The organism is Natrinema limicola JCM 13563, assembly GCF_000337475.1.
GTDB lineage: Archaea > Halobacteriota > Halobacteria > Halobacteriales > Natrialbaceae > Natrinema > Natrinema limicola.
In genome coordinates this window covers 1-19,085 of the sequence record NZ_AOIT01000060.1, presented here as the reverse complement: position 1 = coordinate 19,085, position 19,085 = coordinate 1, and the positions used below count along the sequence as shown (strand labels likewise).

The following is a 19,085-nucleotide window of genomic DNA, read 5'->3' as shown; positions in this document are numbered from 1 at the left end:
TCGCCGACAACAGACATACGTTCGAAATGATACGAGATCGATCCGATATCGAAGCCGGGATCGTCGGGCTCGGCAACATCGGCCAGTACCACGCAGAACGACTCGTCGAGCACGGCGTGACACTCGCCGGTGGCATGGACGTCGCCACCGAGGCGCGAACGCGCTTTGCCCGTCGGTACGACGTCGACGTCTACGACGATCACCACGACTTGTACGATACCGTCGACGCCGTCATCATCACGACACCGAACAAGTACCACGAAGAGTACGCGATCGACGCCTTCGAGCGCGGTATTCACGTGTTACTCGAGAAGCCACTGGCTCACTCCCTCGAGAGCGCACAGCGGATCGCCGAGGCAGCAGCGGACTCGGACGGCTACGCGATGGTGGGATTTAACAACCGATTTGCGAACGCGGTTCAGATCGTGAAAAACCGTATCAATCGGGGTGAACTCGGCGACGTGTCGCACGTCGAGGCCAACTACGTCCGTCGGCGCGGGATCCCGGGACGGGGGACGTGGTTCACCCACCGACAGATCGCTGGCGGTGGCGCACTCATCGATCTGGGTGTCCATGCCATCGATCTGGCGTTGTATCTGCTCGGGTACCCCGAGGTCGAGGAGATCAGCGGCGTTGCTCGCAGCGAGTTCGGCTCTCGCGAGGAGTATGCCTACCTCGACATGTGGGCCGACGACGCGGGCCCCGGCGGCTTCGACGTCGACGACTCCGCCAGCGCCTTCATCCGGTGTGCGGGCAACCAAACGATCTCGCTCGAGGTCGCGTGGGCGACCAACCGGCCGGCGACCCACGAGTTCATTACTCGCGGCACCGACGCCGCTGCCCGGTTCGATCTCCTCGAAGGCGACCTCTCCATCTACTCGGCGAGCAGCGTCGGTCCCGACCACCTCGAGGACACGTCGGTCGAGACGCGCCAGAACGACACCCACTCGGACGAACAGGCGGCCTTTTTCGACCGGATCGTCAACGACGGAACGCGCCAAAACACCGTCGAGGAGGCACTCGCAGTCCAGCGGGTCATCGACGGAATCTACGACTCGAGCGAAAAGGGAGAGACGGTCACGCTCAAGGACTGAGACAGCCGAATGTGGCGGTACGGGTCACAGCAGCCGTTCTGGCCACATCAGTACCTCGACACCAGAGAACGGCTGACGAGCAATATCGGGCACGACGTTTACAGTACTGAGCCACCAACGTACGGTATGGAAACACCACCCGAACTGGAAGCTGCAGCCGGCGAGACGACAGATATCACGATCACCAACCGCGAATACGAGGACGAGAGCGTCATTGCCGTCGATTTTGGCCCCGGCAGTGAGACGCCGACGGTCGACATCGTCGATGACACGGCGATCGTCATCGTCGGCGATGAGCAGTTCGAGTTCGCCGTCCCGGACGACGCCAGCGACGTGACCGTCAACGACGGGATTCTGACGATCAGCGGCTAAGACGGATCACCGCCCGTCAGTTCCCGAAAGTGGCGTCGGCGGTCACCGCCCACCGCTCCCGAGTGCCTGCCAGCCGTCGTTTTATCTCGCCGGGTGTGGTCGCTGCCCCCATGGAGATCGGCGTTCACACTCCGCCGCTGGCCGACGAATCGCTCGAGGAAGCGCTGCCGTATCTCGACAACCTCGGCGTCGGCGCGATCGAGCCCGGCGTTGGCGGCCATCCGGGGCAAGCTCATCTCACCCGTTCAGCGTACCTCGACGACGAGCGCGCACAGGCCGAACTCAACGATCTGCTTGCGGAGTACGACATGCGCATTAGCGCGCTTGCGACGCACAACAACCCCGTGCATCCCGACGATGAGCGCGCCGCACAGGCCGACACCGAGCTCCGTGAAGCGATCCGGCTGGCCGCCCAGCTCGAGGTCGACGCCGTCACCTGCTTCTCGGGGCTGCCAGCGGGCAGTCCGACCGACGAGACGCCCAACTGGATCACCGCACCCTGGCCACCACAACACGCCGAGGCACTCGAGTACCAGTGGGAACAGGCAATCGAGTACTGGGGCGAACTCGCAGCGTACGCTGCCGACCACGAGGTCGACATCGCGATCGAGATGCACCCGAATATGCTAGTCTATGAACCTCACGGGCTGGCACGGCTACGCGAGGCAACCGGCGAGCGAATCGGCGCGAACTTCGATCCCTCGCATCTCTATTGGCAGGGGATCTCCATCACCGACGCGATCCGGTATCTGGGCGAGCGCGACGCGATCCACCATGTCCACGCAAAGGACACCCAAATCTACGACGCACAGGCCCGCGAGAAAGGCGTGCTCGATACGACCCCGTACGACGACGAGCCCAACCGGTCGTGGCTGTTCCGCTCGGTAGGCTACGGCCACGGCGAAGCCCACTGGAAGGACATCGTCTCCACGCTGCGGATGGTCGGCTACGACGGTGCGTTGAGCATCGAACACGAGGACTCCCTGACCAGTTCCCGGGAGGGCCTCGAGAAAGCGATCGATCTACTACGGCGTGCGCGCTTCGAGACTCAGCCCGGCGAAGCGTACTGGTCCGAGTAAGCGGCGAGACTACTCCTCGATCGGCTGGCCGGTCGAGTCACTCGACGAGCGATCACGGACCTCGACATCGCACCCGGGACGGACGGCGATCTCGTAGCCCTCGTACTCGAGGTGTACCACCACGTTGCTGGCACCACCGCCGGTGGTGGTGAATAGATCGTCGAGTGCCTCCGGATTGACGACCGTAAACAGCGGGTCGTATTCCGGGGGCTCGACATCAGTCACGTCGATGCCCTCTTCGGCAGCGATGGCCGCGATGATCGCCTGTGATGGCGATCGCCCCCCATCGGGCACCGACGTTTCATCCGGCATGGACATACTAGCACCGTAGAGATACATATTGATAAGTATATTGGCTAATTCAGTGGTTGGGTGGGTGATAGTAACGTTTCTATTCGTGTTTTGGGCGGAGCCAATCGAGTGTCGATGTCAGATCGCCGTCGTGGCGATCACTCACCACGTGCTCGTTCGAACAGGCCGATCGCTCGCTCCCGGCGGTCGGCGTGGTCGACGATCGGCGCTGGATACTCGGGAGCAATCTGCTCTCGTTCAGCCGGCGCTAACTCATGCCAGGTGTGGATCTCCGCGGCAGTTGCATCGGCAAGTTCGGGGACGTACTCACGGATGTACTCGCCGTCGGGGTCGTACTCGCGGCCCTGTTTCATCGGATTGAACACCCGGAAGTACGGCTGGGCGTCAGTGCCGGTCGAGCCCGCCCACTGCCAGCCGCCGACGTCGTTTGCGGTGTCGTGGTCCGCGAGTTTCGCCCGGAACCAGTCGTAGCCCGCCCGCCAGTCGGTCAGCAGGTCCTTGGTCAGAAACGAGGCGACGAGCATCCGCACGCGGTTGTGCATCCACCCTTCCGCACGAAGCTGGCGCATCCCCGCATCGACGATCGGATACCCCGTCTCGCCGGCTTTCCAGGCCTCGAGTTCGGCCGGATCGTTTCGCCACTCGATCTCGTTCTCGTAGCCGCTGAAGTTCTCGGTGACGGTTTCGGGGTTGAACTCGAGCACGTGGGCATAGAACTCCCGCCAGGCGAGCTGGCGCTGGAACGCACGGACGCTCTCGCGGTCGTCGTCCGTCGGCGCGCGCCCGGCGGCTCGCTCCGTTGTGGCGTACAGTTCCCGCGGGCCGATCGTCCCCCACTTGAGATGTGGGGAGAGCCGCGACGTCCCGCTCTCGGCAGGGTAATCGCGTTGCGCTGCGTAGTCGTAGATCGGCCCCGCACAGAACGCCGCGACGCGCTCTCGAGCCGCGGCCGTCGTCACCGTCGGTGGTGTCGCCTCCGGCTCGTCAAACCCCAGATCCGCAAGCGACGGGATCGGGTCGCTCGAGACGGTAGCGAGATCGGCTGCGTCGGGTTCGTCGACCGGGTCCCGTTTCTCGCGATCGCGCCACTTCTTCCAGAAGTACGAAAACACCGAATAATGCGCGCCCTGATTCGGCGTGATCGATCCTGGTTCGTGGTGGATCGCGTCGTGGACCGATTCACACGTAACGTCGGCATCCTCGAGCGCTGCCCGAACTGCTCGATCGCGCTCCGCCGCGAGGCCGCTGTAGTCCTCGTTCCAGACGACGCGCGCCGCGTCGTACTCGGCTGCGACCTCGGGGACGACCGCACTCGCCTCGCCGCGGACGACGAGCAGCTCACTCCCGCGCTCGCGGTACCACGCCCGCAGGTCGTCGAGGGCCTCGAGCAAACACGCGACCCGGATCGGTGAGGCGTACTCGAGGACGGTCGGATCGAGGACGAACAGCGGGACGACCGGCCCATCACCAGCGGCACGTGCGAGCCCGCGATTGTCGTTCGGGCGGAGATCCCGTCGGTGCCAGTGTACGATCACACTCGACTTGACGACTCGAGGCGGGAAAATATCGTGTTACCGGCGATTCGTGAACGCCGGCCGCGCTCGCACGGCATGACGGATAGTCTTTCACTTGTGAAACTAGTGGTTTGGAGACATTAACGAAGTGAAGAGAGTTTTCTATTCGTTTGTATGTTGCCCATAACAATGTCAGTGTCTTCGGGAATGTGTGGTGTGGAACCAGTCCCCATGAGATCGGGACGCGCCGATCCTCGCCGATCGGCCGCGGCCACCAAGGGGGCGGCCACGAGAGACAGCTATGAAACTCGCACTCATCGGCTTCGGTCAGGCAGGCGGGAAGGTCGTCGACGAGTTCCTGGCGTTCGACGCTCGGATCGGTGGCGGCTTCGTGGAATCGGCGATCGCGGTTAACTCCGCGACGACAGATCTCAAAGGGCTCGAGCACGTCCCGATGGAAAACCGCGTTCTCATCGGCCAGGCTCGCGTTAAGGGCCACGGCGTCGGCGCGGACAACGAACTCGGTGCGGAGATCGCCAAAGCGGACAGCGACGAGATTCAGGCCGCGATCGATCGAATTCCGATCCACGAGATCGACGCGTTCCTCGTCGTCGCCGGCATGGGCGGCGGGACCGGCAGCGGCGGCGCGCCGGTTCTCGCGAGACAGCTGAAACGGATCTACACCCAGCCGGTCTACGGGCTGGGCCTCCTTCCCGGGACGGACGAGGGCAGCATCTACACGCTCAACGCCGCCCGGTCGTTCCGGACGTTCGTCGACGAGGTCGACAATCTCCTGGTCTTCGACAACGACGCCTGGCGCAGCGCCGGTGAATCCGTCGGCAGTGGCTACGACCGTATCAACCGCGAAATCGTCGAGCGATTCGGCCTGCTCTTTGCTGCCGGCGAAGTCCAGCAAGGCGATTACGTCGCCGAGAGCGTCGTCGACTCCTCTGAGATCATCAACACGCTCTCGAACGGCGTCTCGACGATCGGCTACGCGAGCGAGACCGNGGCAGACCAGTCTCGTCCGCAAGGCAACCCTCGGCCGGCTGACGCTGCCCTGCGACGTCGCCAGTGCCGACCGCGGTCTCGTCGTCGCCAGCGGGCCGCCAGCGCACCTCAACCGGAAGGGCGTCGAACGCGGCCGCCAGTGGCTCGAGGACGAGACCGGTAGCATGGAGATCCGCGGCGGCGACTACCCGATTCCCGAGCGCGACGAGGTCGGCGCGATCGTCCTGCTATCGGGTGTGACCGACGTCCCGCGGATCGACCAGCTCCAGCAGGTCGCGATCGAGACACAGGAGACGACCGCGGACGTCCAAGCCAGTGCCGACGAGGAGTTCGCGTCACTGATGGACACTGGCGGCGAACTCGACGCGCTGTTTTAATTTCACTCGAGACGTGCGATCCGTCTCGTCCTCGCGCGAGCCGTCCTCTCGAGCCGGCGGTTTCGTCTCCGGGATCGAACAGGGCGACTAAGGGAGCACGAGGTCGTAGGTGGCGATTACCGCGTCGCATCGGTATCGAATCTCGTGTCAGTTCGTCTAACGAGACAATAACGAATTGTGATATTCACAACTGGCCAGTCATGAGGAGTCGAGAGAACGGTACCACGACGCAGTCGACAGTGCGGAAAGCGCTCGAGACGGTTCTGTTCCGGACGGACGACCGAACGGTTATCGAAGAGTGTCGACGCTGTGGGACCACGCTCGAGTCCGTGTCGACGTGTCCGGCCTGTGGCAGCAGCGATATCGTCGAGTATCGGATTCAGTGACGTCCGTGATCGGCGCTGCAGCGGCGTAATTACTCTGAGATCGGGATGGCGTCGGTATCGATCTCGTCTCGCCGACCGTCGAGTACCCCAAAGCGCTCGCCGCGGCGCGACTCGAGCCAGACGAGCAGTCGCTCGGCCCACTCGAGTTTGCGGGCTTTCGCCGCGTCGACTGTCGGGTCGTCAAAATCCCAGCCGACGAACGTGAGGCGTGCAGCGCCGAGGTGGTCCGCCAGAAACGCCGCGCGGTCGCCGTCGGTGAAGCCGCCGTAGTTTCTGACTGGCCCGCGAGGCGCGGCCTGCGTTGTCGGGAGGACGGTTGCAGCGTCACAGTTGGGGACAACCGCACGGATCGCGTCGAGATTGTCGCCGTGGGTGTGGACCGCGACCGGAACGCCCCGTTCGGTGAGGTCCACGACAGTATCGGGATTCTTGTCGAGGTCGGTCACCATGCAGTCGACCTCGATCCCATGGCTTGCGAGGGTGTCGACGGCGGTCGAGGCGGCGACGACGGCGTCGGCCGCGCGCGCTCGCTCGAGAGCCTGCTCGGTCTCGAGTGAGGGGCCGGCACCGGCGACGGCGACAGTTGCGTCACGGATGCTCGAGAGATCAGCGGGGTCAAGCGACGTCTCGAGCAGCGACGCGAGGAGATCACGCCCGCGCTCGTCGCCGGCCCGGTCGTAGCCGAAATCGTCCAAGATCGCCTCGTAGACCGGTTCCCACTCGTCGAACTCCATAGTCGGCTCGTGTTCGGCGCTGGACGGGTTTGTGTGTTCGGTCTCGACTGACTCCCAAGAACGGATCCAGTCGTCACTGGGCAACGTAGTGCCACAATAATTCCGTGTTGTGGGCCGGGGGTCACCTCCAAAGTACCCCTACCCGGGAGGCTACCCGGCGTCCACTCGCTCATTTTCAACCCTCCGGCATAAGCTTTCTCTTAACGCAGCAGTCCTGACAGCTTTTCAGCGAACTCCCCGAGACGGCTGTTTTCACCCGATAGCTCGCCAGCAACGCCGGAAACGTCGGCTGTTGATCCCACGAGCAAGCACGTCCCGTCAGCCGTTCGTCTGACGACCGCACCCTGGTCAGCCGCGACAGCCGCAAGCCGGTCGCTCGCATCAGGATCGAGCCCATCGACCTCGAGCAGGTGGGCCTGCCAGTCGTCGGCCACCGCTGGATCGACGCCGCGCTCGCGGAGTTGCGTTCGGAACTCGCGGGTGGAGTGGACGTCCAGTTGTGAGATCGTGATCCTGTCTGCGGTTGCGCTCGCGCGCTCTGTAAACGCCTTCCCGATCAGGGCCGCGTCCCGCGTCTCAGCCACGTCGTGGGTCCGGATCACGTGTGCGCCGCGCTCGACGGCCATCGACGTCGCCGCGAGACTGACCGGCAGTCGCTCGTCGGTCTCGCGGCCGGCGATCTCGCCGAGGAAGTTCTTCCGGTTGATCGAGACCAGCATCGGTCGCTCGAGTGCGCGAAACTCCCGCAGTCGACGGAACGTCTCGCGGTCGTCGGCAAGCGTCTGGGCCTCGCTCCAGCCGCCAAAGGCGGGGTCGATGATCGTCTTGTCGGTCAGGCCGTTCTGTTTCAGTGCTTCGTAGACCTGATCGACGTAGTCAGCATCTGCAGCCCACGCAGGCGATTTCCGGGCGGCCCAGTTAGTCTCCTCGACGGCACCCGGCCGCTCGATATTCGGCGGGCTCGCCATCTTCGCGACCGCGGCATCGTGGTCCTCACAGACGGTGGGCAGCTCCGGATCGGCGAAGCCACAGATGTCGTTGACCATGTCAAAGCCCTGCGAGAGGGCCTCGTCGGCAACCGCTGCATAGCGGGTCTCGATCGAGAAGATCGCATCCCCGGAGACGCTTTCGATCGTCTCGAGCGCGAGATGGAGTCGCTCGAGTTCTGCCTCGGCCGAGAGCACGTCGAAGCGTTTGTTGGCCGACTCGAGGCCGATATCGACGATGTCGGCCCCTTCGCCGATCAGTTCCTCGTCGACGTACTGGGCCGCCTCGCCGGGGTCGTCGTAGACACTCGGATCGTACGGCGACTCTTCGCTGATGTTCAACACACCCATGATCCGGGGCGGATACTCGTCACCGATCCCCAGTCCGGCGGCGTCGACGCTGTCCATATCCCGTCTGTGGAAGCGACGCCAAAAGGTATCGTGGTTCCGGCGAACGGTGCTCGCTCACGTCGGCTGGATCGGGAAGCCGAGACCAACACCGTGGAAAACGAAAAACCGGCAGCCAATGGGCTACTCGTCGTCTTCCAAGACGGCCAGTCGTGAGTCCCGCAGGAGCACTTTCTTGACGATCGAGGGGTTCTCGAGCAGGCGGTGTTTCGCGTGTGCGCCGCGGCCGCGCCCGCGGCCTTCGCGTTCGGACTGGATCACGTTGAGGAAGTTCTGTTCCTGCAGTATCTCCTGGACCCGGCGTTCGGAGAGGACGTCGAAATCGAGCTGGCGGGCGACTTCCTTGTACTGGTTGTAGATGATCTTTGTCGGGAACTCCTTTTCCGAGCTGTTTTCGGTCAGCAGCGTCAGCGAGTAGAGGATCGCCTTGGCCTGCTGGGGGGAGCCCTCGATGAGTTCGTTGAAGCGGTCGGCTTCGGTCTTCTCTTTGGCGTCGCGGACGTGGTCGGCCGTGACCTGAGACTCGTTTCGCTTCTTGGCGATCCGACCGGCGTTGCGGAGGATATCGATCGCCTTGCGCGCGTCACCGTGTTCCTGGGCTGCGAGCGCGGCTGTCAGCGGAATTACGTCATCGGAGAGCACCCCGTCGTGGAAGGCGTCACGGCGTTTCTCTAAGATTTCGACGAGTTGATTCGCATCGTACGGCGAAAAGACGAGTTCGTCCCGCGAAAGGCTTGACTTGACGCGTTCGGAGAGGTGATCGGGGAAATCGATCTTGTTCGAGATGCCGATGATGCCGATGCTCGAGTCCGAAATCCGTCGGTTCTCGCCGGCTCGCGACAGTTTGCGGAGGACCTCGTCGTCCTCGAGCATGTCGATCTCGTCTAAAATGACGATGGTGACGTCAGTGCAGTGGTCGACGGCCTGCCAGAGGCGCTTGTAGTAATCGCCGGTACCCAGGCCGCGGTCGGGAACGGTGATTCCGCTCTCGTCGGGGTCGTTGACGAGTTGGGCGATCGTCTTGACGATCGACGCTTCCGTGTTCTGTTCGCCACAGTCGATGAAGGCGTACTTTACGGTGACGTCGTCGTGTTCGGCTTCCGTGATAACGCGCTGGGTGACCGACCGTGAGATGAGCGATTTGCCGGTCCCAGTCTTGCCGAAGATGAACAGGTGGTTGGGTTCGCTCCCGAAGATCGCCGGATTCAGGGCGTCCGCAACCCGTTGCATCTGCTCGTCACGCCCAACGATCCGATCCGGACCGGGCAGGTGCGTGATCTCGAGCAGACGCTCGTCGGCAAAGACCGGATCGTCGTACCGAAAGAGCGGGTCTCGATCGTCGTTGGCGGACATTGCGTTACTCCGCCCCTTTCAACTGGACTGAAATAAAGCTGTGGAGATCGCTCGCGAGTGTAAACCAGCCGTCAGAGCGTCGTAACGTGGCATTCATAGCCGTATCCCTGAGAGCCGCTCGAACCGCCGCCCTCGCGCTTCTAACCGCTCGCGGTGGCCACCCCCACCCCCATCGCGAGTGTAAGGCTCGGATGCTCGACCCGGTCAGCGACACGTTGGCTTGGGTTTCGGCTTCACGATCCCGTCCGACAGCTACGGACAGAATCCTGCAGCGACCGTCGAAATCTCACTCGAGAGCGACTCGAGTGACTGATCTATCGATTATCGACCGGGGACACACCCCCCTCGCGTTTGTAACGCCGTGAGGGTGGGGGTGGTCGAGATTGATCGCCGAATATCCGGAAGAAAACACCGGTTTTGGACCGGATTTACATCCGCGATACTGGTGTGTTCACAATCAGAACCGACACACGGATATGGCGTTACAAACGCGAGGGGGGTGTGTCCCTCTCACACTCCGTTCTCAGAGCCGATACACGAGTTCTACCCCGTTCTGAGCGCTCTCCGGTCGGAAATACATTCGCTAGTGTCCCCCGTCGTTTTACGACGCAAGACAAGAACAGCTACGACAGAGTATTCTCATACTAGTATAGTACTAGTAAAATCACAGTTCTAACATAATCAGGCCGGTGAATCCTGGTCACGCTATCCAACTACCATAGCACTAATATAGTGATAGTACTGGTAATATTTCTAATATAACCATGGTACTAGTATAATACTAGTCTATCTAGCTCTCCTCTCTAGAAACATAGAGAAGTCGATTCTCGACAGCCATCGCTACCTCATCGTCGGTCATCTCACCATCGGACCGCGAGCGCGTCTCTTTTTGCGATCCCACTCCGAATCTCGGCTATGACTCCGACGGCCACAGCGTTTCAGTCACGATCGCCGTCTCCCAGCGACTCGTTTGGCGACCTGACTGCACCGACTCATCTCGAGTTCGTCTCACCTTCGTCCCAATGACCGACGATTCACCATCAGCCGAGCCACCTGCGAGTCGAACGCCGCCAGCGGTTGCGGTCGTCGACGCACAGTCGCCCGGCAACGTCGGCACCATTGCCCGCGCGATGAAGAACTTCGGCTTCGAGGACCTCCTGCTCGTCGACCCGCCCGAACTCGATCCCGACGGCGAGGCCTACGGCTTCGCCGGCCACGCACGCGAGGACGTGCTTCCGAACGCCGACGAGATCAGTTTCGACCACCTCGTGGAGAATTATCATACGATCGGCTGTACGGCGGTGACGAACGAAGACGACAACAGCCACGTTCGATTCCCCTATTCGACGCCCGCAGACCTCGCCGACCGGCTCCCAACTGTCGAGGCACCGACCGCGCTCGTCTTTGGCCGCGAACGCGTCGGCCTGACGAACGAGGAACTCGCTCGGATCGACGAAATCTGCTCGATCCCGGCAAACGCCGACTATCCCGTCCTCAACCTCGGGCAGGCCGCGACGATCACGCTCTACGAACTCCGATCGCTGACCCTCGACGAGACGCAGTTGCCCGACGTCGAGCGCGTCCGCGCCCCCGAGCCGACTGTCGATCGGCTCTACGACCAGTGGAGCGACCTCCTCGAGGAACTCAACCACCCCGCGGAGAAACACGACAAGACGATGCGGATGGTCCGACGGGTATTCGGTCGGGCCGACGTGACCGAACGCGAGGCAAATACTCTGCTTGGAATTCTCCGTCGGGCAACCGAACGGCCGGCCGAAGACAGTGACAGTGTGTGATACGACGTCTCGCCAGTCAGTACAATAATACGGATTCAGTGACCATCACCACAGGATGACTGACATTCGTCGCCGAAACGCGCTCGGATTGCTCGCTGGCGGAATGGCGCTTCTCGCCGGTTGCTCGTCGTCGTCCGGCGGAAACGGCAACGGGAACGGTACTGGAAATAACAATAGCACAGATACCGCCGACAGTGGGAACACGAACTCGGCTGCGGGGACGCTCCCTCCGTACGCTTCGATGCTGCCGACGACCGATCAACCGGCGCACTTCTATGGAGCGATCGACGTCGGGACGATGTCGACCCTGCTCGAAGACCAGGGTGCCGAGGCGGGCAAAGAGCCGACGGACCCACTCGTCGGTAACCCTGTCGTCGTCGCGCTCCTCAGTTGGTTCGGGATCAGACAGCTCCGTACCTCGGCCGGTTTCAACGCATACAACGAGAACAACGAGACCGCCAACGGAGAGGAACAGTTCGTCTATGCCGACGGCGTGTACGCGCTCGTGGGCTCGTACGATCGCGACGGCATTGCAACCGATCTCGAGGCTGCTGGATACACCCTCGAGACTGAGTCCGACGGATACGCTGTCTATGCTGACAGCGGAAGCGATGCGGTCGTTGGTGTCTCGGAGACTGTCTACGCATACTCGTATCCCAACGCGGCCGACTCGTCGTTCGACCCGGTAGCCGCCGTCGAGCGAACAGTCGCGACAGCAGCCGGCGACCGAACACCGAAACACGAGGCCGACGGTGACTTCGAGCAACTGCTTCGTGCCGGCGAAAACAGTGGTATCGCCTGCTGTCTCTACACAGCGAACGACACGTTCGCGCCGGGGACGCTCTCGGACGATCAGACGAGCACTGAGAACGGATTACAGTTCGAATTCGGTGCGTTCGAGGGCGCATACGGCGTCCATCAGAACCTTTCGATCACCGGTAGCGATACCGCAACCGCACGCGCTACCGTCAGCTACAGCAGTGACGAGTTGGTCGATAAAGGAAAACTCGAGTCCTCGCTGGGAACGGAAGCGAACACAGCCACAGTCAACCGCGCCGAGACGACAGTGACGGTCGACGCCGAGTACGGCGGGGAGTTCGCTCGCGAGTGATTGCGTGCGGTCGTCCTGACGCGCTGATTACCGGGTCGCGACGGGTGACGGGTCACGCTCGTTCGTGAGTTCAACCGGCTGTGGCTCGTATCGTCCGGTTTCGGTGATGGTTCCGATCCACCCACAGTCACTGCAGGCGAACAGTCCTTGGCCGTCGACCAGCGTCCCGCCACAGTCGGGACACGTATTCGTCGCAGACGCGCGCGTGTCCTCGCGTGTGACCGAGCCGAGCGGTTCCGGCACCTCGCCGGTTCTGAGCGTGGCGATCGCCTCGTCGGTCGTGTACGTCTCCTCGGTTTGCTCGTCCGTGTGTGGGAACACACCGACCAGTTCGTCGTCGGCGTACACCTCGAGACACAGTAGCGGCGTCACCAGCCGGTCTCGCGTCTTGCCGGTCACCTGTGACGTCGTCGACCGCTCCCGGAACGGCGGCCGAATGCTCACGCCGCGGCCGTCGGCCCACTGGGCGAACCGTTCGTAGGTGTCGATGACCTCCTGATACGGGCTCTCATCGGTGAGAGCGACTTCCTGGGGCCAACTGCGTAGGAGCAACTCGTCGATCGCGTCCTCGGACTCACAGGCCTGCAGCGTCTCGATCTGCTCGTCGATCGGCTCGAGCAGTAACGGTGCGCGCACGTGACAAACCGCTGTAAGCGCCGTGGTCTCGGAATCTCGCGTCTCGGACATTGGTCATGCAATCGGCCAACGTGCGTGCTGATAAATGTTTCCGCCAGTGCAGGTATTCGAGGTTTCACGCTTCAAAATAGACTAATAGTAACAATCCACACGATTCTGTGGGCGATATATCGGGTGCCGCTCAGAACAGTCAGTCCATCAAAGCCTGAAGCAGATCTGCCGGCTGCGGAGCGACGTCGCTGACGCACGCTGAACGTCTTCACGAGGTCGTAGCCGACCGCTCCTCGAGAAGCGAGCGGAGCAACGACCGGAGCGCCCGGCGTTTGATGACGGCGAAGCCGGCGAGGATCGTCACCAGCCCGACGAGCGTCAGTGAGTCGACGACATGTCCCAGCGCGAGCCAGCTGACGCCCATCGCAACGACCGGCTCGGCGTAGCTGACGAGGATGACCTGTGTCGCACCGCTTCGCTCGAGCAGTTCGAAGTAGAGCAAGAAGGCGAACACGCCGGAGATGATCGTCAGGTAGCCAAACGAGAGCAGCATCTCGGCGGTCAGCTCGACCGCTGCGATCGATTCGCCGCGCAGAGACGACCACCCCAACAACACACCCGCGCCGATGAGCATCGCCCACGCCTGGAGCGTCTCGAGCGGCAGCGCTGCCGCGTCGATCGGCCGAACGAGGACGCTGCCGAGAGCGAACGCGACCGCGGAGGCGAACACGAGCGTCGCACCCACAGTGACCTCACCCGCGAGCGCGTCGGGTGAGGGCTGGACGATCGCGATCACGCCACCGAGCCCAAGCACGAAGCCGACGACGCCAGCGGGTGCGAGCCGTTCCGACGGGAGGATGACGCCGGCGAACGCTGCCGTCAGAATCGGTGCTGTGCTGACAACGGTCGCTGCTACAGCCCCCGAGACGTACAGTTCGCCGAGGTACAACAGCCCGTGATAGAGCGCGATGACGAAGACGCCGGCGACCGTGACGGCTAGCCACTCCGCCTTCCCTCGTGGTCGCGTACGATCGGCCGCGACAGCCGCGTATCCAAAGACAATCACGCCCGCGATCGCGTAGCGAAGCCCGGCGAACAGCAGCGGCGGCACGTACTCGAGGCCGATCTCGATCGCGACGAACGAACTGCCCCAGCAGAGCGCGAGGATCGAAAAGAGCACCGCATCGCGGTACCCATCTGGCACTGAACCGATCATAGTCATACACGGTTCGGAAACAACTGTTCTATTTAGATGCTTCTACAAGCAATCGCGAATTCCCGAATTACAAATCACACATACGAATATCATCCGAAGGGTGAACTATAGCAGGAGTTAGTCTTGTAGATTTCTCCAATTACATCGGTCGGAAGACACATATTGACTGCCGTCCGACGCCGTCGTATGGACGACCGCGACGTGCGCTTGCTCAAGGCGATCGCCGAACTCGAGACCGGCAGCCCCGAACAGCTCCACGAGGCGACCGGTATCCCGGTCTCGACGATTCACTATCGGCTCAACAATCTCCGCGAGGAAGGGATCATCGCAAACGACCGCTACGAGATCGATCTCGAGGAACTCGGCCTCGGCGTCACCGTGCTGGTCGAGATCCACGCCGACTACCAAGGGTCCTACGAGGAGTTCGCGGATCGGCTCCTGACCGTCGAAGGCGTCACGAACGTCTACTTCACGATGGGTGAGACGGATTTCATCGTCATCGCGCGACTGAGCGGCAGCGAGATGGTCGAGCGACTGATCGCCGAGTTCGAACAGCTCGAGGGTGTCGACCGGACCGTCTCGACGTTCGTCATCTCGACGATCGAAGAACGGGACGCCTTACAGAGCTACAGTCTCGAGACGCTGCTCGAGGAGTTAGTCGATACCTGACGAACAGCGTGAACCCTCCCGAGCGCGCCGCGTCTCTCACTCGAGGGGCTCTGCTTCGGGGAACTGATAGCTCCCGTCGAGGATCTCCTCGCGCGGCTCGTAGAGCCGAACCGTGTAGTTCCACCCCGCCGGCGTATAGAGGAAGTTCGGCTGGTCGGGAGCGCCGCCGAAGTGAATCGTGACGCTGCCGTCATCGTCTCGCTCTGCGGTCACGTCGTTGATCGCGTACGCGTCGTACTCGTTTTCCTCGAGGTACCAGTCGCTGTTGTAGACGGTGACCGACCAGTACCCGTCGACGGGGACGTCTTCGACGGTGAGCGTGTACGGCGTGTCGCCGTCGTTCCGTTCGGGCGTTCGCCAGAGGACGAACTCGTCCGTCTCCGGACTGCCGCCCCAGCCGACCGCGGTGCCGAGGTAGTGCTTGACGGGATCGACCTCGTCGACGTCGCCCCACACGCCCCGGGAGTCCTCCATCGTCTCTCCGACCGTGATGAGCGCATTGCGGATTTCCTCGAGCGACTCCTGATCCCAGTTGGGAATCTCGAACGTTCCGGGCGATCGTTGACTCGCCGTGAGCCCGTCCTGGATGGCATGAACGGCCTCGATGTCGTCCGGATCGTTCGGATCGACCAACGTGCGGATCAGGACCAGACAGTACCGTGTCCCGACTTCGTCCTGTGTCAGCGTGTATTCGCCGGCAGTCGTGGACGACCCCTTCACGTAGTGATCTTGATTGATGACGATCAGCAACTGGTAGCGGTCACCGGTGTCCGGTTGGGTGACGGTGACTGGCTCCGTCAGATCGAAGACGCCAGCCGAGTAGAGCGTATCACGATTCATCTGGATGACATCCTGCTGGTCGATGGGGACTGGCTCTCGGATGTGATAGAACTCGCCGAATCCGCCCAGTTCGGCGTAGCGCGCAAAGTACGTGTCCGACTCTGCGCGGGTGTAATTCTCCCACGTTACTGGAACGGACTCGTCGTCGGTTGTCTCGGTTCGGGTTTGGTGGGTGGTCGCCTCCGAGACGTCCTGGCTCGCAGTGGTGCTGCCGACGCCCAGCGCGAGCACGCCGGCGAGACCAGTCCCACGAAGCGCGGTTCGGCGCGTCGTTCGCATCGATTCGGAGTCCGATTCGTCCCTCGTGTGTTGTGTCTCGTTGCACATTCCCATATCTCTCCGAGCGCCCACAGCGGCCGTGCGGACGACTCAACGGGTCACACACCAGCGCTCCACATAATACGAAGACGCGACTGTTCTGAACCCTCTTGATAGGATGGGAATGATATCCGAATGATAATCACTTCGCTCACTACGCTGGCTCCCCGCGCTGTCCCTGTCGCGGCGCGTCGCGAACACCGCGCCAATAAAAGAGTCGCGGTATCGACGCCTGTTAGGCGCGTTTCTGAATCTCTTCGCGCAGCAGTTGGCTCACCAGGTCACCGTCTGCCTTGCCACGGAGCGCACCCATGCACTCTCCCATGAGCCCGGAAAACGCCTGCATGCCCTCGTCTTCGACTTGCGACTCGTTGCGCTCGACGACCTCGACGACTGCCTCGCGGACCTCGTCCTCGTCGGCACCGCCGAGTCCGGCGTCTTCGGCTGCCGCCTCGGCCGTCTGTTCGGGCTCCTCGGCCAGCACCGTCAGCAGGTCCGGCACGCCCTCGTTTGGCAGGTCACCGTCGTCGGCCATCTCGAGGACGTCCTCGATGTGCTCGCGGGTAAGCGCCTCGACGGGAACGTCGTCGCGCCGGAGTTCGGTCAGCGTCGACTCGAGCGTCGTCGCAGCCAGCGTCGGATCGACACCGTCGGCAACGATATCCTCGAATAGCGGCATGTACTTCCCGTAGGCGACCTGTTCGGCCAGCCCTTCGCCGAGATCGTACTCGTCCTGATAGCGCTCGACCTTTGCAGTGAGGAGTTCGGGTTCGGGCACGTCGCTCGGGTCCGGTTCGACCGGCGGCACGTCCGTCTCGGGGTACATCCGCGCCGCCCCCGGAAGGGGACGGAGGTAGCGGGTGGTCCCGTCGTCGTTCGCGCCGCGGGTCTCCTCGGGGACGCCCTCGAGCGCGGTCGCGGCCCGGTCGGCGACGGCTTCGATGGCGTTCTCGGCGATTTCGGTCTCGTCGGCAACGATCGCAACGGCGTCCTCGGGATCGACACCGACCGCATCGCGCAGGGCCGCGACCTCTTCGTCAGTGACGCCGTAGGCGGGGAGTTCGTCGGTGTGGAAGATCCCGCCTGCACCGTGGCGCTTGGCGTGATCCGAGAACTCGGTACCGAGGCGGCGGTCGGGCGCGATTTCGCGACCGACGAGGCCGTCGAAGCCGTAGAGCGGGACCGCCATCACGGAGCCGCCCGAATTCAGCGCGCCCTGGATAACGCCGCTGTCGGTGTCCTCGAAGACTTCAGTCACGTCCTGCGTGTCGCCGACCGACGCCTCGCGCGCTTCGAGTTCGTCACGGATCTCGACGAGTTCGGCCTGCCGGCCGACCTCATTGCGGACGATGTCGTCGATGTCGTCGAGGCTCTGGACGCCCTTGATCTCGACGCGCGCACCCTCTTCGATCGAGACGTTGACGTCCTGGCGAATCGTCCCCAGGCCGCGTTTGACCTTGCCCGTCGAGCGCAACAGCATCCCGATCCGTTCGGCCGCCTCGAGTGCCTGCTCGGGCGTCGAAATGTCTGGACGGGTGCCGATTTCGACCAGCGGGATGCCGAGTCGGTCGAGGCTGTAGCGCACTCCGTCGTCGGTTTCTTCGACGCGCTGGGCGCTTTCCTCCTCGAGCATCAGATCCTCGATCCCGACGGCCCCGTCGCTGGTCTCGATTTCACCGTCGGTGGCGATCAGCGACGAGCGCTGGAAGCCGCTCGTGTTCGAGCCATCGACGACGATCTTGCGCATGACGTGAGCCTGATCGACCGGGTTCATGTCCATCAGCTGGGCGATCTCGAGGACCGTCTCGAGGGCTTCGTCGTCGAGTTCGTGGGGTGGCTCGTCGTCTTCCTCGACGAGACAAGTCGAGTCGTAGGCGAGATATTCGAACTCGCGTTCGACCATGCTCTCCTCGACGGCGGCGTCGTCGAGTTCGCCCAGTTCGCTCCGGGTGGGGTGGAGATAGCGCGTGAACGACCGCGTCGCCGCCGCTGGTTCGCGGAGGTCGGTCGGACACTGGCAGAACAGCTTCGTCGCCGTGTCGAGTTGCTGGTGGATCTCCAGCCCGGCGACGAGTCCGAGGGCCTCGTAATCGTACTCGGTCATTGGCGGCCACTCGGAGGCGGAGGGGTAAAAAACCGTCCAGTCCGCTTGCGGGATGGCAGTGTCATACCGCCGGTCATAATCAAAAGTCCGATTCGGTAACTACAGGTGCGAACTGAGCGGTACCCTATATGGAGGACAGATGTCTGACTGTACGTGTCAGTATTGAAGTGAGCAATTTATTTGACCTATTCTTTAGTAGTGTCTATCGAGCGGTAGATCTTGGATCGTAATTTAGATGCTTGCTCTTCTCCAATCGTTTCGCTCTCTTCAAGCACATCTACAATTTCAGCTATTGTCTCGCAGAGTTGTTCCGGATTGTCGATGTGTGTTTTAGGTTCGTCTTCCATACGCTATCGTCTACATCAAGTGTATTCAACAAAGGGGACAGCCGTCCAGCATCTCTTGTCAAGAATGGTGAATTTGTCATAACAACCAAACAATTCTCGGATACAATGTTCGCAATCTGACTGCTGGCTTTGTTCACTGATACAATGGAAACTGTGTCATCTGTACTTACCGCTCGTCACGAGTTTTGCTGAACAAGGGGTTCATGCTACTATCTCATGTCCGGCGTATCCACGACCCGTCCTGCGGATACGCCGGTAAATCGGTACAGCAGACCGCCTCAGTCGTTGGCGTCGATCGAGTCAACCGACTGCTGCGATGACGAGCCACCTGCTGTCGCGTCGGCAACCGCCTCGCAGATTCCCTCGAGCGTCGCGTCCACTGCGCGCTCACAACAGGCGCTGTACCTGTCTCTTATACACATCTCTGAGCG

General features: G+C 62.3%; 17 protein-coding genes and 1 pseudogene. 8 read left to right on the top strand and 10 right to left on the bottom strand.

Going from position 1 to position 19,085, the window contains the following annotated elements:
• Positions 1–26 precede the first annotated feature (26 nt).
• The 3 genes from C476_RS15020 to C476_RS15010 all read left to right on the top strand — a co-directional run bounded on the left by C476_RS15020 (position 27) and on the right by C476_RS15010 (position 2,545).
• Positions 27–1,094: a Gfo/Idh/MocA family protein gene (locus tag C476_RS15020; protein ID WP_008014446.1), complete on the top strand. Its 1,068-nt coding sequence runs from the start codon at positions 27–29 to the stop codon at positions 1,092–1,094.
• Between the two features lie 126 nt (positions 1,095–1,220).
• On the top strand, positions 1,221–1,466 hold the full coding sequence (locus tag C476_RS15015) for a DUF7127 family protein (protein ID WP_049911934.1): 246 nt from the start codon (positions 1,221–1,223) through the stop codon (positions 1,464–1,466).
• Between the two features lie 110 nt (positions 1,467–1,576).
• Positions 1,577–2,545, top strand: coding sequence for a sugar phosphate isomerase/epimerase family protein (locus tag C476_RS15010; protein WP_008014444.1), 969 nt, complete (start codon positions 1,577–1,579; stop codon positions 2,543–2,545).
• 9 nt (positions 2,546–2,554) lie between these two features.
• Here C476_RS15010 and C476_RS15005 read toward each other — a convergent pair whose 3' ends face one another.
• On the bottom strand, positions 2,555–2,863 hold the full coding sequence (locus tag C476_RS15005; RefSeq protein WP_008014443.1) for a HalOD1 output domain-containing protein: 309 nt from the start codon (positions 2,861–2,863) through the stop codon (positions 2,555–2,557).
• Positions 2,864–2,994: 131 nt separating this feature from the next.
• Complete coding sequence (locus C476_RS15000) at positions 2,995–4,392, bottom strand: cryptochrome/photolyase family protein (protein ID WP_008014442.1); 1,398 nt, start codon at positions 4,390–4,392, stop codon at positions 2,995–2,997.
• A 280-nt stretch (positions 4,393–4,672) separates the two neighbouring features.
• On the opposite strand from C476_RS15000, the pseudogene C476_RS14995 reads away from it, so the two are divergent.
• A pseudogene (locus tag C476_RS14995) lies at positions 4,673–5,759 on the top strand (tubulin/FtsZ family protein).
• A 200-nt stretch (positions 5,760–5,959) separates the two neighbouring features.
• On the top strand, positions 5,960–6,145 hold the full coding sequence (locus tag C476_RS14990) for a hypothetical protein (RefSeq protein WP_049911933.1): 186 nt from the start codon (positions 5,960–5,962) through the stop codon (positions 6,143–6,145).
• Between the two features lie 29 nt (positions 6,146–6,174).
• Here C476_RS14990 and C476_RS14985 read toward each other — a convergent pair whose 3' ends face one another.
• From C476_RS14985 to C476_RS14975, 3 genes are all read right to left on the bottom strand, one after another.
• Entirely contained in the window at positions 6,175–6,879 is a 705-nt protein-coding gene (locus C476_RS14985) for a 6-hydroxymethylpterin diphosphokinase MptE-like protein (RefSeq protein ID WP_008014440.1), read from the bottom strand.
• A 200-nt stretch (positions 6,880–7,079) separates the two neighbouring features.
• Positions 7,080–8,273 (bottom strand): dihydropteroate synthase, encoded by a 1,194-nt coding sequence (gene folP, locus C476_RS14980; protein WP_008014439.1) that lies wholly within the window; start codon positions 8,271–8,273, stop codon positions 7,080–7,082.
• A 123-nt stretch (positions 8,274–8,396) separates the two neighbouring features.
• Entirely contained in the window at positions 8,397–9,626 is a 1,230-nt protein-coding gene (locus C476_RS14975; protein ID WP_008014438.1) for a Cdc6/Cdc18 family protein, read from the bottom strand.
• Between the two features lie 1,022 nt (positions 9,627–10,648).
• Between C476_RS14975 and C476_RS14970 the strand changes: the two genes are divergently transcribed.
• Positions 10,649–11,422: an RNA methyltransferase gene (locus C476_RS14970; RefSeq protein ID WP_008014437.1), complete on the top strand. Its 774-nt coding sequence runs from the start codon at positions 10,649–10,651 to the stop codon at positions 11,420–11,422.
• Positions 11,423–11,477: 55 nt separating this feature from the next.
• A complete protein-coding gene (locus C476_RS14965) occupies positions 11,478–12,533 on the top strand; it encodes a hypothetical protein (RefSeq protein WP_008014436.1) in 1,056 nt (351 codons plus the stop codon).
• A 27-nt stretch (positions 12,534–12,560) separates the two neighbouring features.
• Here the strand turns inward: C476_RS14965 and C476_RS14960 are convergent, their stop codons facing one another.
• Positions 12,561–13,220 carry an HTH domain-containing protein gene (locus C476_RS14960; RefSeq protein WP_008014434.1) on the bottom strand — a complete coding sequence of 220 codons (660 nt, stop codon included), beginning with the start codon at positions 13,218–13,220 and terminating at the stop codon, positions 12,561–12,563.
• Positions 13,221–13,428: 208 nt separating this feature from the next.
• On the bottom strand, positions 13,429–14,382 hold the full coding sequence (locus C476_RS14955; protein ID WP_049911932.1) for a DMT family transporter: 954 nt from the start codon (positions 14,380–14,382) through the stop codon (positions 13,429–13,431).
• 180 nt (positions 14,383–14,562) lie between these two features.
• Here C476_RS14955 and C476_RS14950 point away from each other — a divergent pair, with 180 nt between their 5' ends.
• The gene (locus tag C476_RS14950) at positions 14,563–15,045 is read left to right on the top strand and encodes an Lrp/AsnC family transcriptional regulator (RefSeq protein ID WP_008014430.1); all 483 of its coding nucleotides are present in this window, start codon (positions 14,563–14,565) and stop codon (positions 15,043–15,045) included.
• A 36-nt stretch (positions 15,046–15,081) separates the two neighbouring features.
• Here C476_RS14950 and C476_RS14945 read toward each other — a convergent pair whose 3' ends face one another.
• The 3 genes from C476_RS14945 to C476_RS19020 all read right to left on the bottom strand — a co-directional run bounded on the left by C476_RS14945 (position 15,082) and on the right by C476_RS19020 (position 18,654).
• The gene (locus C476_RS14945; protein WP_152418222.1) at positions 15,082–16,164 is read right to left on the bottom strand and encodes a DUF1214 domain-containing protein; all 1,083 of its coding nucleotides are present in this window, start codon (positions 16,162–16,164) and stop codon (positions 15,082–15,084) included.
• Positions 16,165–16,438: 274 nt separating this feature from the next.
• Complete coding sequence (gatE, locus tag C476_RS14940; protein WP_008014427.1) at positions 16,439–18,307, bottom strand: Glu-tRNA(Gln) amidotransferase subunit GatE; 1,869 nt, start codon at positions 18,305–18,307, stop codon at positions 16,439–16,441.
• A 185-nt stretch (positions 18,308–18,492) separates the two neighbouring features.
• Complete coding sequence (locus C476_RS19020; protein ID WP_169319060.1) at positions 18,493–18,654, bottom strand: hypothetical protein; 162 nt, start codon at positions 18,652–18,654, stop codon at positions 18,493–18,495.
• Positions 18,655–19,085 lie beyond the last annotated feature (431 nt).

Coding starts and splice junctions, on each gene's coding strand:
- gatE (WP_008014427.1), bottom strand. CDS start 18,307: ATGACCGAGTACGATTACGAGGCCCTCGGACTCGTCGCCGGGCTGGAG.
- C476_RS15005 (WP_008014443.1), bottom strand. CDS start 2,863: ATGTCCATGCCGGATGAAACGTCGGTGCCCGATGGGGGGCGATCGCCA.
- C476_RS14965 (WP_008014436.1), top strand. CDS start 11,478: ATGACTGACATTCGTCGCCGAAACGCGCTCGGATTGCTCGCTGGCGGA.
- C476_RS14985 (WP_008014440.1), bottom strand. CDS start 6,879: ATGGAGTTCGACGAGTGGGAACCGGTCTACGAGGCGATCTTGGACGAT.
- C476_RS14960 (WP_008014434.1), bottom strand. CDS start 13,220: ATGTCCGAGACGCGAGATTCCGAGACCACGGCGCTTACAGCGGTTTGT.
- C476_RS14970 (WP_008014437.1), top strand. CDS start 10,649: ATGACCGACGATTCACCATCAGCCGAGCCACCTGCGAGTCGAACGCCG.
- C476_RS19020 (WP_169319060.1), bottom strand. CDS start 18,654: ATGGAAGACGAACCTAAAACACACATCGACAATCCGGAACAACTCTGC.
- C476_RS15010 (WP_008014444.1), top strand. CDS start 1,577: ATGGAGATCGGCGTTCACACTCCGCCGCTGGCCGACGAATCGCTCGAG.
- C476_RS14950 (WP_008014430.1), top strand. CDS start 14,563: ATGGACGACCGCGACGTGCGCTTGCTCAAGGCGATCGCCGAACTCGAG.
- C476_RS14975 (WP_008014438.1), bottom strand. CDS start 9,626: ATGTCCGCCAACGACGATCGAGACCCGCTCTTTCGGTACGACGATCCG.
- C476_RS15015 (WP_049911934.1), top strand. CDS start 1,221: ATGGAAACACCACCCGAACTGGAAGCTGCAGCCGGCGAGACGACAGAT.
- C476_RS14955 (WP_049911932.1), bottom strand. CDS start 14,382: ATGACTATGATCGGTTCAGTGCCAGATGGGTACCGCGATGCGGTGCTC.
- C476_RS14945 (WP_152418222.1), bottom strand. CDS start 16,164: ATGCGAACGACGCGCCGAACCGCGCTTCGTGGGACTGGTCTCGCCGGC.
- C476_RS15020 (WP_008014446.1), top strand. CDS start 27: ATGATACGAGATCGATCCGATATCGAAGCCGGGATCGTCGGGCTCGGC.
- C476_RS14990 (WP_049911933.1), top strand. CDS start 5,960: ATGAGGAGTCGAGAGAACGGTACCACGACGCAGTCGACAGTGCGGAAA.
- folP (WP_008014439.1), bottom strand. CDS start 8,273: ATGGACAGCGTCGACGCCGCCGGACTGGGGATCGGTGACGAGTATCCG.